We start from the raw sequence: 12307 nt of genomic DNA, 5'->3' as shown, positions 1-12307 counted from the left end.
GGCCGGCGATTATCATTTCCGGCCGTCAGCCGACGCTGGAGGACTGCCTGGTGGCATTTACCACCGCACGGATCGGCGATGTGCGACAATCGGCGAAGAGCATCGATGCGTCGATACGACCTGCTGATACGGCGTGTGAAGGCGCTGAGGAGCAGCTGACCATGCGGCCATTGGAATACTACGTGTTCGGTACCACAATTACGCGTGCACAGGCATCGGGGCTGGATGGCCGGTTCTATGCCGAATTCACCGAACGATTGAATCACGCGCGTGAAACAGGAGCGCCACGGGCGGTGATCATTGCCGAAATGTTTGCGCGAGTGCTGTACGGCGATACCGCAGACGATGATACGGACTATTGGCATGGTACGGCACTGGAAGAGCGATGCCGATTCCTTGGGCAGCGATGGCAGGAATGGATCGATGCCGAGAAGCAGGGGCTGGTACTGTACGAGAACCAGAATGATCCATCGGTGCAGCAGACAACGGGAAGTCCCGGCTTCGGCACATGCTTCGATCACAATGCGCGTCGATATAAGGATGTGCTGAGCAGACAGTTCCATTTGCCGCGATCCGCGGATGCCGCAGATGATGGGCGAACCAGCCGACCCGGCCAGCCAGGTAAGCATGATACGGCCGTGACCTTTACCCGGACGTTGCAGGCCATCGCGGCAATGCCGAAACGCTCCGACGCATGTGTATGCATCGATCGGGCCGATCTGCCGGAGGGAGAATCGGCGCCGCGAGAGACCGAAGCCGATGGAAGCAAGAACGCGACCCGGCCGGTCACCAAGGTCGGCAAGCCCGAATTATCCCGGCAATTGCTGCGGGACTGGTATCAGTTCGTGTATCAGAAAACCATGGCGCAGCATCTTGGTGCCTATCTGGTGGCGGTGAGCGCGCCGAACAACTCATTCGCGCGATTGGCGGGAGACGAGTCGCGTCGGTCGTCGCTGGTGCTGAGCGGCAACATCACCAGGCAGTTGGGACGGATGCCGTTCGTGCTGTTCGCGACGTTCTGCTATCAGAGTCAGCCGATCATCAGGGCATGGCGGGAGTGCAATGCGGATATGAATGCTCGGGTGCAGAAAATCTGCACCCGTAACGTGGCATATGCGGTGGATCAGGCATGCCGGCAGAAAAGCCTGAAAGATGATGGCAAAGACATGTTGTGGGGCGCGCTGATCGCCGGTATCCTAGCGTTGGTTTCCGCAATGACGGATAACGTGTGGCTGAATGGCAATGCGCCGATATGGCTGATTGTGCTGGCGGCATGGTTCATCGGCATCGTTCCCGACCTTATCGATATCTCGAAATGGGTGTGGGGCGTAAGATCGAGTTTCAAAACCGTGGTGTATCTGGAATAACGGGATATGTCGATGCGAATTGATCGTTGACACGAACGATGGTGGAAATGGGGCGAATCGGAATTCGAATGATGCGTTGCCCGAAGTGCGCGATGGCGAGCCTCCACTGGAGGTTTTGGGGGAGAGCGTCGTGTATCGAGAACGGGGCGGTGTCGACTTTACGGTCACGCAAGTGGCCTTGCGGGATACCGACACGGGGAATCATTTTGCGGTGCACTATGCGTCGGTCAAAGACGGTAGGTCTGGGGCGGTGTGCGTCGCGATGTGCGGCGGGCGGATATTACTCGCGCGTCATTGGCGAATCGCCACGGGATCCTGGGAGTGGGAATTTCCCCGGGGCATGGGGGAGCGGGGTGAGTCTCCGGAACAGACCGCATTGCGCGAGTTCCATGAGGAAACTGGATTGCACGCGGATTCCGATTCGGCTGTGACCTTGCAATATATCCATGCCGACACCGGCGTATTGAAGGATTCGATCGCCATAGTGGGCTTGACGGTACTCGATACGGTGCCGGATAGTGGATCCGATTGAGCTCGCCGATCTGACATGGTGTTCGGTGGAGACTCTCGATCGTATGATCGCTGCCGGATCCATCGCCGATGGCATTACGATCGCCGCGTATGCGATTTGGCGACTGAGGCAGTGACAATCGGCCGCTCATTCCGTTTGCAGGGCGTTGTTGACGCAACCGGTTGGGGCAGTCGAAAAAACACGGCGGCATCAGGTGTTCGACCTTTCCTCCGGCGCTACGCGCCATTTTTCGCCGACGGTGATACTCCGCTCAACCATTGACGAGATGAACTGCCAGCAGCCCATCATAATGGACAACCCGCCATCCCCGATGGTATGCTGGGCCCCATCGGAGCAGAGCAGCAGATGGCGGTACATCCCCGCTGACCGCATGCATCGCGTTCTGCAAGCGGCATGATGCATATGCTGCCGCATTCGACTGTTACGCGTACATCGGCGTCCGATACCTCCAAGAAGCGTGTCGGCGTCGCGATGTCGTCTGACCTTGGCCGTGAATAGGGTCAGAGTGCTACGCCGTCGGTCGATGCCATATACGTCATCATGCTGCTGATTATTCCGTGGACACCGCATCCCATAGAACCCAGAAAACATTGCTCGGCATATGCCGTGCCATGGCATGCCGGTGTTCGCGATTGCCGTAACGCCGTTCGGCTGTATGCTGCGTGCCGTGCCAACGCGCGCATGCACCGGCGCGCCATGCACCGGCGCAAGTACAAGCACACACTGCCGTGTATGACTCGACTGTACCGCTACAGATCTCATCGCTCGCATAAGAGTATGGAACGGTGCCTTCGTCATACGGATGCGTCACGGGATCGCACGTACCGATACTGCGGGGAGACAAGGAGATACCATGAATGACGGCGAAGTCATCCCTTCTCATTTTTTCGGGATCACGCGAGGAGGCGCCAAGGGCGGTTCCGCCATTCCCGTGCAGTCCGGGCAGTGCCGTTCCCCTGCGGCCCGACGGGTCCAGCAGATCGATCCGGATACCGGCAAGGTGCTGCGTGTCTTCGGCAGCACCGAGCATGCTGCCCGCGCGTTGGGCGGGAAGAACGCTTCAAATATCAGGAATGCGATCCTGCGAGGCGGCACCTCGTACGGATACCGCTGGCGTTATCTCAGCGGCAGCGGCGTGGCTCCGGCTACGATGCCGGATTCATCGCGACCGATCGAGCAGATCGACCCCGACAGCGGACGTGTCATCCGTACGTTTACGGGCGTCTGCCGTGCCGCTCGGGCGTTTGGACTGCATTCCGGCGCCGATCTGTATCGCGCCGCGCATACGGGATTGACATGCTGCGGATTCCTGTGGAGGTATGCGGACTGCAGGGGATATCCAGTGGAGCGGATTGATCCGAATACAGGGGATCCGGATGCGGTGTTTTTCAGCGTCGCAGGCGCTGCAGGTGACGAGCGTGGCTCGGTTTGCCGTGCTCTTGTTGATGGCAGCGTGGCTGGAGGATATCGCTGGAGGCTGTTGGACGAGCCGGCGATTGCGCGCGAAGATGGTCCCGGCCCGTCGTCGAACGCATACTGCGCCGTCGGCGGCATCTTCAAAATCGTGGATCGGAACGGCATCGTATACGGATACGATATGCGCGACGGACCTCATTCGCGATCGTTCACATCGGTGACCAAGGGTAAGGGGCACAAGCTTTCGCCTAAGCTCATGGACGCCCTTACCCTATGGGTTGAAACCGGTGATACGAGGCTCCTGTGCCATTTCCTCCGATGATACGCATGGATGATATGGGAAGGGCCTTGATCCCCTGACTCTCTGTGGGACCGGCTCCGAAAGGATCCGGTCCCACATCTTGCTGAATCATTGCGGCATCGAGTCGTGGTCTCACTGTCCTGTGTAGCAGAGTGGCCGCATGTCGAATATGCGATGCTTGCCATATGGACATTCATCGGTGTCGCCGAGTCTGTGCAACACCCGATTTCCACTATCTTGGGAACGATGACATACGTGTGCTATCGCTCTTTTCCATATCCTGCCCGGAGGGCTTGAATGGTGATGAAATGATGTATTTGCCCATGATATGGGGGACTGAGGAGCGCGTAGGATGCGGCGATTCGCCATGCGGATTTACCTGCTTTTTGGAAACGTTTTCATGGTCGAAAAGCGTTGCGAACTGTACTAGGGTGACGTTCGTAACGATGGACCGATTGAATGCGAGTATGCCGGTCCACAGTGCTATGACACCCGAATCGGGGGGAGGTCACCTTATGAATCTCAGTATGATCCGTATTCCCATATCCGCTATGGCGGTGATACCGGCAGGGGACGCGCTGGCGGGGGCAAGCGCGGCGACTGCCGTTCCAATCAGGGGTTCCGCTGGGATGCCACCTGTCTGCGCTGCTCACACGGCCGAGCGGCGCAGCGATTCCACGCTATGCACATGCCGGTCACGATTCGTCGCAACGATGACGAGGATGCTGATATGGCTTGGTTCGTGTTGTCATCGCTGTTATGGGGTGGGCGACGCCCGGGACGGACCATGCCCAACCGTGATCCGGCATCCGCGAATCCGATGGTGATTGGTGATTGGTATCCGTCGGCCAAGGGATGGTCCTGGTCCCGTCGTCATATGACTGATTTCGTGTACTGGAGCGTCAAAAGTCCGCCTGATTTTGGGTGGTGCCCGTTGAAGTGAAGGCGGGGCTCCTCGACAAGTCTGGGATGCCGTACACACTGCGACACTCGCTGCCGGCTCTCTTGATGTCTTGCCCGCGACCCGGTAGAGTGGCCGCACCTCGCTTGGAAAGGAGGCTGATGATGGCGGATAGGAGAGTTGCCGATTCATTGTGCTTCCGAAAAGCAGCATCCGGATCTCGGTCATTCCACAAGTGCACTACCATTTCGGAGCAACCCCGATGTTTTGTCGATGAGGAAGTCGGCGTTGCGGCTAATGGACTTCCAGTTGGTTTACGCCATGATTTTCGGCAGTATGTCACCGCAGTGGCATGCGCGGCGGCTCGCGGAGAGCGAGGATATTGTGTCACCGGTCGTTACTCAGCCGGATGTATGGGAATTGCGTTATCCGTATGAGGCACCGTTGTCTGGTAACAGAGGATCTCTTCGGCAGTACAGGATGTACTATGCGGAGGATGAGTTCAGAGACCCCTCAGATGGTTGCATTGCTGTTCCATCGCAAAGAGACGGAGGATCTTTCGGCTGCCGTGCAGCGTGATCGGCAGAACGCTCGGATGGGCGAAGCGCAGGAGCGTTTTGCGCTATATCGGTATAGCAACTGGGGTCATCGCAGTGTGAAGTGCCGGTATTGTTTTCATGAGAAAGGAGGCGCGCTCAATGGTGGATCAGCGTGAGATCGAAGATCGTTTTGCCTCTGTCGATTTTGATGAAGTGGCTTTCGAACTGCATGATGATTTTCTTAGGATGAAGCATGCTTTGGTGTCGAGGCGTAAGGAATCTGGTCTTACTCAGGAACAGGTGTCGCGTTTCTTAGGGACGACGAAGGCGCGGATTAATGCATTCGAACAGTATTACTATGATCCTAAGGCTTCGGAGATACGTGCATATGCGCTTGCCGTGATGATGAGGCTGCATACGGATTGCCAAGCTTTTATCTCCCAAAGTGCTCAATGGGCCTTTTATATGGATGAGCCCGATACAACGGTTATGTCGCCGGCATCCTCGGGGAGATCCATGGCCGAGGACTATACGCTGTCGGTTACGGTACGCGATTAGTGTCGTATCACATAAGGAGTGCTCGTGGACGAGAATGTGGTCAGTGTCAGGCTTGTAGCCTCGCGCGCGGAGATCAATGATTATTCCGTTTCAGACTTGTCAGATGCTCGTATTCGGGTTGGAGTGACGGTAAGAACCAAAACTCCAGATGCCGTTGGCGAGAGTGAGCTGCCAAGTTGCTTGGTGGAGATGGCAATAGAAGCGTTTGCTGGTACGTCGGATTCCTCTGAGGAGCCTAGCTGGGATGATTGTCCAGTTGCGGCTGTGGCGTGCACGTATCTGGTGCACATGCATGAAAAAAAGTCATATAAGCAGTTGGTTTCGTACCTGTGGCTGGCGTTGCGCGCATCCGTCATCGCGCAAGCGGGGACGATCGAATTCCCGGTCGCGAAGATTCCATTGGTTCCGCCTCCGGGGATCAGCCGGTTGGACGAGTCCGAGCCGGCTCGCGATCCGGACCAAAGGTAAAGGAATTCGGTATTCTTCCGGGGTCTTTTGGGTTATCCCGTGGGCATGAGTAGACTGGCTTGCGGTAGGAGAAATACTCGCTGAAAGGTGCATGCCAGCTCATGGTAACGGGTGACCAGCCGGAAAAGAATACGACGCCAACGGTTCCGTCGTCGCATGACAGCGTCGCGGATCAGCTCACGATGGTGCAGTCTCCGGTATCCGGGGTCGCCCAGCAAAGCGATTCGCGATTCACTGACGATCAGCCCACCACGGCGATGAACGGTGTTCCGCTACCTCCCGGCAAGCCGGTGAACGCGGAGATCCCGGCTGCCAATCACGATATCGTCGATACGTTCTGGGATATTCCTCCGATCACGTTCCCCACGGAAATGTATGATGCCGGCGAGAACGCCGGCGCGCCTTCCGGTCCTCGCCATTCGGCAAGCAACGTAGCGGCCCAGGCCGCCACCCAGCCCATCGACTTGGCATTCCCCGCATTGCAGGACAGGAAGACGCAATCGCTCGGGGCGTCGGCCGTGAGCGGGCCGGATCCGGCCGCCGCCCAGTCCGAGACCGAGGTCATGCCGACCTACGAGGGGCAGCCGTTGTTCCCGACGGTTCCCGCGACCGCGACGGCGACGAAGGCCAAGGACGCCGATCCATTCGATATCGATTTCAGCGCGATCGAGCAAAGCTCCGTGCCGGTGGACGATCCCGGCGCCCCCGATCCGGTGTCCACGACCCGCTCGGTGGAGCGTGGCGGGATCCCCAAGACCGTTGTCGTCACGTTGGCGGTGATTCTCGCCATTGCGGTGTTTGTGGCATGCGGCATGTTCGTATGGCGCATTTGGTCGAACCGTGAGGACCGGCAGCTGTACAGCAGCGCGTTGTCCTCCTGCAACAAGGCCTACACGCAGTACACCGACGCGAAAAAGGCGCTGGACAAGGCTCTGAGCGATTCCAAGACCGTCCAGTCCGTGACCTCCGATCAGGTTGCCGACGCCGCCACGGTCACCGCCCTCAAGCAGGCGGTCAGCGACGCGAACGCGCTGCAGGCTCCCGCCGAATGCAAGGAATCGCTGTCGGCCGCGCAGCTGACCACCAATGCCAAGGCCGCCAAGGAGGCTGCCAAGACGGCGAAGAGCGCCACCTCGACCATCACATCGGCCGTCAAGTCCGTCAATGACAGCAAGTCCGCCAAGACCGAGGCCGCATCCAAGCAGTCGCTGCAGGACAAGGTGACTGAGGCGCAGACCACGCTCGACAACAGCTTGGGCATGGTCGCCGACGAGACGACCCGCGACGCGCTGCAGACCGCGATCGACAGCGCGAACACGCTGCTGCAGCAGAATGATCCGGACCAGAAGTCGCTGCAGACCGCCGTCACGACATTGCAGACCGCGATGGACAACGTCAATGCGTCGATCGCCGAACTGACCGCGCAGCAGCAGACTGCGACCCAGCAGCAACAGACCACGGTGACGCCGGCGCCGAACACCACGGTGCCGGATACGACGACGACCACCCCGGGGACCACCGTGCAGCCGGAGACGCCGACGACCACTCCGGAGACCACACCCACGACCCCGACCACACCTACGACCCCGACGGAACCGACGACTCCAACGAATTCGGACACCAAGCCGGACACCAAGCCGGACACCAAGCCGACGGAACCGACGACTCCGACGACTCCCGATACGGGGTCGGGAACGAATACGGACACCAATTCGGGAACGGATAGCAATAAAACTGAATAGTCATTAGCTGGCGGGTAATTGCTGGAGTTTCAGCGGTTGTCTTCGGCTGCCGGAGGTCGAGCGTAGCGCGGGTGTAAACCTGAGAATCGGTGCTGGCCACCTAGGCAGCTGTGCCGACGGCCTCCGGCATCATATGCAACGCGCACTTCGTGCACTGCTACGGGCGGTCCGCTGGACCGCCCGTCCGGTGGAGGCATGACCGGTCAACCAGCCAGTATTGATATGCATAACAATGTAAGGAAGTAACCTATGCCGTCACACGCACGTACGATCACCAGGAAAACCCATCGCGTCCGCAACACGCTGCTCGTCGTGCTGCTGTTGCTGGTCGTGTGCGCCGCTGCGGCCGGTTTCTGCGGATTCAAGCTCTACAAGTCGGCGATGAGCGCCAAGACGCATCTCAATAACGTCATCAACTCGGCCAAGGTCATCAAGGACGGCTCCACCGACGATATGATCAAGGCGCTGTCCGATGTGAGCTACATCCAGAGCGAGGCCGCCGCCGCCAAGCAGGATGTCAGCGGCGGTCTGTGGACGCTGGCGGAGAAGGTGCCGGTGGTCGGCAGCGACGTGAAGACGGCTCGGGTTTCCATCGACACCATCGACGACTTCGCGCAGACCACGCTGCCCCAGCTGGGCAAGGTTGTCACCACGCTGACCAGCGCCAGCCTCTCCAGCGGCGACGGCCAGCTCAATATGGAGCCGATCATCTCCGCGGCGCAGCAGCTCACCACGGTCAACCAGTCCGTGCAGTCGCAGGCAAAGACCATCCAGGATCTTCCCGATGCCAAGATCGGCTTGGTGAACAATGCGCTGCAGAGCGGCAAGACGCAGATGGCCTCGTTGGCGCAGATGACCGAGAATCTGACCGGCATGCTCAACATGCTGCCCAACTTCCTCGGCGCGAACGGCGCCCGCAACTACGTGCTGCTGGCCCAGACGAATTCCGAGATCCGCGCCACCGGCGGTCTGGTCGGCTCGGCCGGCTCCTTCAGCGCGGACAACGGCAAGATCACGGTGGGGGAGTTCCATGCCGATGCCGAGTTCCCCTCGAACGTCGCGCTGGACGACGTCAATGAGGAAGGCGACGGCACACTCTACAGCGGCATGTACTTCGGCCAATTCGTCCACAACATCTCATCCACGCCGGATTTCCCTCGCGTCGCAAGCATGGCGCAGAAGTTCTGGCAGGCGGCGCCGTTCGGCGGTTCGTCCGATGGCGTCATGTCGCTTGACCCGGTCGCCCTGCAGGCGATGATCGGCGCCACCGGCGACGTGACCCTGTCCGACGGCCGTGTGCTCAACGGCTCGAACACCGCCGAGTTCCTGCTCAACGGTGCGTACAAGGAGCTGACGCCGGCGGCTCAGGACCAGTACTTCAGCGAGACCGCGGCGCAGGCCGTCGATCATCTGTTCAGCGACATGAACACGCAGAAGCTCATGACCGTCGCCAAGACGATGCTCAAGATGGCCGAACAGCGCCACCTGTACTTCTGGTCGTTCCACGAGGAGGACCAGGCCGTGCTGCGCACCGCCGGCGTGACCGGCGAGATCGCCAACGACGCGCAGAACCCGGTGGCCGGCGTCTATCTCAACGAGATGCAGGCTTCGAAGATGGACTGGTACATCCAGCGCAAGTCGACGGTGAAGAAGACCGGCGACAACACCTACCACATCACGTATTCGTTCACCAACACCCTGCCGGCGTCCGAGGCTGGCTCGCTGCCGGAATACATCACGGCGAATGCCAAGGGCGGTGTGGCGCTCAATCGCGTGATCCTCTACACGCCGGCCGGCGGTGAGATCAGCAATGTGTCGGCGTCGAACGGCAGCTCGTTCGCGCAGGTGCAGGCCAAGGACCATATGACGTACATGGACGATCTCTCCCTGGCTCCGGAGACCACGGTGACCGTCGAATACGACGTGACCACGGCGGCCGGTTCCGCCAACCTCAAGCTGGACCAGACGCCGACCATCGGGGACCCCTCGATCACGTACGAATACTGATCGGTAGAGGCCGAATCCTCAGAAAGCGCGGTATCTGCTTCTTGTGAAGCGGGTACCGCGCTTTCTTCATGTCCGTTCTCTCTTTAGTTCTCCCCGGGAGGGGACTAAGACGGTATCGAGGGTATGCCGATCACCCGCCAAGCACCATCCGCATAGCGTGTCAGCGGTGTCTGCGCGTACTATCGGAAAGCATATGGCGGGTGGCGTTTCGAGCTGGCAGTAAGGTACCTTGGAGGAGTGGGCGTCGCTGGTCGGCATTTTCTCGCCGGACGGCGAGGATTTCGACGTCAACGTCACCACGCAGTTCCTGCTGAACAACTACGATGCCTTCCATGACAACGGCACGTCGTCGATTACCAAGGGACGTGCACTGCAGCGGTATGACGATGTCATCCATGACGAATATCGTGACGGCAACGATTATCTGTGTGTGCTCATCGACCGGGCGCGTGTATTCGCGCAGATCGCGCAGTTCCCGGGAAAGAGCGTCGAGACCACTCCGTTCGATGATCAATTCGACGCGCTCAAGCGGTTGGAATCGTCCCAGGCATATCCGCTGCTGCTGTCCCTGTTCGTCGGGCGGCGGGAACTGGAGCTTGACGACGATCAGCTGCACACGCTGCTGCAGGCTCTGATCTGCTTCTATGTGCGCCGCAACATCACGCTGGTGCCGAAGTCCTCGAATATCCGCGCGAAGATGCTGGGCATGACCCGTACGATCAAGAATGATGATCTGAAGGGCGCAGCCATTGTCTCCGCCATTCTCGCGATGCTGAAGAGCATCAGCTCCACGGATGACGTGTTCCTCAACGCGTTGAGCAACGAGGGCGTGTATGACAAGAACGCGAAGACGACCCGTTACATACTCATCGCTTTGGAGCGCAATATGGATGGTCCCCAGCTGTTCGACAAGGGGCATCCGGACAATCTGGATGAGATCAATCCGAAAAACAAGCAGCCGTTCTGGTCGATCGAGCATATTCTGCCCGAAGGTGATTTGACCGACTACTGGAAGCGCGAGATCTCGCCGGAGGATCCGGAACAGGCCTCGTCGTTGCAGGATCAGTATGTGCATATGCTCGGCAACCTGACACTGACTCCGTACAACTCCGATCTGAGTCAGCGGCCGTTCGTCAATGACGAGAAGCCCTATACCGGTCAGCTGTCCTACCGCGAGTCGAAGCGTGATTTCGCCGACGAGGGCCACTTTGTGGGATTGCGTCAATCGTCCCGTCTGAACGCCAGCATTCCCGATGTCGAAGAGGGGGAGACGATCATGAACAAGACCTCGTGGACCATCGACGACATCGTGCGCCGCACGCGGTATCTCAGCGGCAAGGCGCTGGAGTACTTCGCGTTCCCGGAGTGACGGGCCTGCAGAGCTGAAACGGGGAATCGGCCCGTTTCTTAGGCAGATTATTCACTTCGTAGGCAGGTCTCCTGAATGACCATCGTTCGCGAGGGCTGAAATACTGGTCTCCGCGGATAGGGTTTCGGGGATGACCTGCCTACGAAGTGAATAATCTGCCCAAGAAACCTTTATGCGAGCACAGAACGGTGTGGTTCTTTCTCCTCAACCGGCTGAGGAGAAAGAACCACACCGAATCATGACGGCAGCAGGGTCGTAAACGCAGTGCCTCCGAGCTGCTCGATTCCTCCTGTGACCAGTGCGGTCAGCATTGGCGCGGCTATGTTTTTGATCTGTTTCTCCCAGATGCTGGGCATAAGCGTCTCCGCCGTGTCCAGATGCTTGATCTGCATACGGATCAGGTCCTTAAGGCATGCCTCGGTTTCATGCATATGCAGGAAGGCGGTCGAGATATTGTCGTTGAACCCCTCCTCCCGCGTCTCGCAGTTAAAGAACTGAAGCATGTAATCAGCTGAATTATCCATTAGGCATTCCTATCTATGCACAGATCATGGAGAGATGAAGATCAGGCGGCCTTTTTGCGGCCGCGGCGCTTCATGGTGCCGGCGGTGGCCTTGGCGGCGTCGAAGATCACGGCCTTGTCGTCCGGGTATGCAGTGCCGTTGACGGACTGGTACGACACCTCGTCCTCGGGGACCTCCGCCAGCTCGAAATACTTCATGATGGCTTCGACCAGCGTGGCGTCCTTGACGCTGACCGACGTGGTCTGCTTGTCTTCGGGCTTGCTGAACTTGACGGCGTTGGGATCCTTCTGCGTCGCCGGGGTGAGCGCGATCTGCCGGGTCTTGTCGTTGATGAGCACCTTGGCGTATGCCGGGTATCCCAGAATGGCCGCGGTCGCCTTGTTGAACTTCACGGCCGTCGCGGTGACGGTCATCATGGTCTTGCCGACCGGCTTGATCAGGCTGACTTCTTCGAATCCCTGCAATAATGACGGCATAATTTCACTCCTTGATTATGGATATGCAAAAACATGTATGTCGTAATTCATAATAAATATAACATGATTTTGCTGAATAAATACTAAGAGCGATTTTTAAAATATGC

10 protein-coding genes are annotated in these 12307 nt (G+C 58.7%); 8 read left to right on the top strand and 2 right to left on the bottom strand.

The genetic code is table 11. The features are described from left to right. The first annotated feature begins 50 nt into the window (after positions 1–50). From BBSC_RS10355 to BBSC_RS10315, 8 genes are all read left to right on the top strand, one after another. Positions 51–1367, top strand: a complete 1317-nt coding sequence (locus tag BBSC_RS10355) for a hypothetical protein (RefSeq protein WP_144414472.1) — start codon at positions 51–53, stop codon at positions 1365–1367. 19 nt (positions 1368–1386) lie between these two features. Next, on the top strand, positions 1387–1899 hold the full coding sequence (locus BBSC_RS10350; protein WP_144414471.1) for an NUDIX hydrolase: 513 nt from the start codon (positions 1387–1389) through the stop codon (positions 1897–1899). Between the two features lie 853 nt (positions 1900–2752). After that, on the top strand, positions 2753–3637 hold the full coding sequence (locus BBSC_RS10340) for a hypothetical protein (protein ID WP_033517364.1): 885 nt from the start codon (positions 2753–2755) through the stop codon (positions 3635–3637). Positions 3638–5215: 1578 nt separating this feature from the next. Then, on the top strand, positions 5216–5614 hold the full coding sequence (locus tag BBSC_RS10335; RefSeq protein WP_033517363.1) for a helix-turn-helix domain-containing protein: 399 nt from the start codon (positions 5216–5218) through the stop codon (positions 5612–5614). 24 nt (positions 5615–5638) lie between these two features. Next, positions 5639–6082 carry a hypothetical protein gene (locus BBSC_RS14290; protein WP_033517362.1) on the top strand — a complete coding sequence of 148 codons (444 nt, stop codon included), beginning with the start codon at positions 5639–5641 and terminating at the stop codon, positions 6080–6082. Positions 6083–6183: 101 nt separating this feature from the next. Then, entirely contained in the window at positions 6184–7824 is a 1641-nt protein-coding gene (locus BBSC_RS14010) for an FIVAR domain-containing protein (protein ID WP_051923241.1), read from the top strand. A gap of 249 nt (positions 7825–8073) precedes the next feature. Continuing rightward, a complete protein-coding gene (locus tag BBSC_RS10320) occupies positions 8074–9831 on the top strand; it encodes a DUF4012 domain-containing protein (protein WP_033517360.1) in 1758 nt (585 codons plus the stop codon). 229 nt (positions 9832–10060) lie between these two features. Then, on the top strand, positions 10061–11200 hold the full coding sequence (locus BBSC_RS10315; RefSeq protein WP_051923242.1) for an HNH endonuclease family protein: 1140 nt from the start codon (positions 10061–10063) through the stop codon (positions 11198–11200). A gap of 236 nt (positions 11201–11436) precedes the next feature. Here the strand turns inward: BBSC_RS10315 and BBSC_RS10310 are convergent, their stop codons facing one another. Together BBSC_RS10310 and BBSC_RS10305 are read right to left on the bottom strand one after the other, a co-directional pair. Then, positions 11437–11724, bottom strand: coding sequence for a hypothetical protein (locus BBSC_RS10310; protein WP_033517358.1), 288 nt, complete (start codon positions 11722–11724; stop codon positions 11437–11439). Between the two features lie 41 nt (positions 11725–11765). Beyond that, positions 11766–12200, bottom strand: a complete 435-nt coding sequence (locus BBSC_RS10305; protein ID WP_033517356.1) for a hypothetical protein — start codon at positions 12198–12200, stop codon at positions 11766–11768. Positions 12201–12307: the final 107 nt, after the last annotated feature.

Source organism: Bifidobacterium scardovii JCM 12489 = DSM 13734 (genome assembly GCF_001042635.1).
Lineage (GTDB): Bacteria > Actinomycetota > Actinomycetes > Actinomycetales > Bifidobacteriaceae > Bifidobacterium > Bifidobacterium scardovii.
Note: the sequence above shows the minus strand (reverse complement) of the source record. Positions and strands in the feature narration are given on the sequence as shown.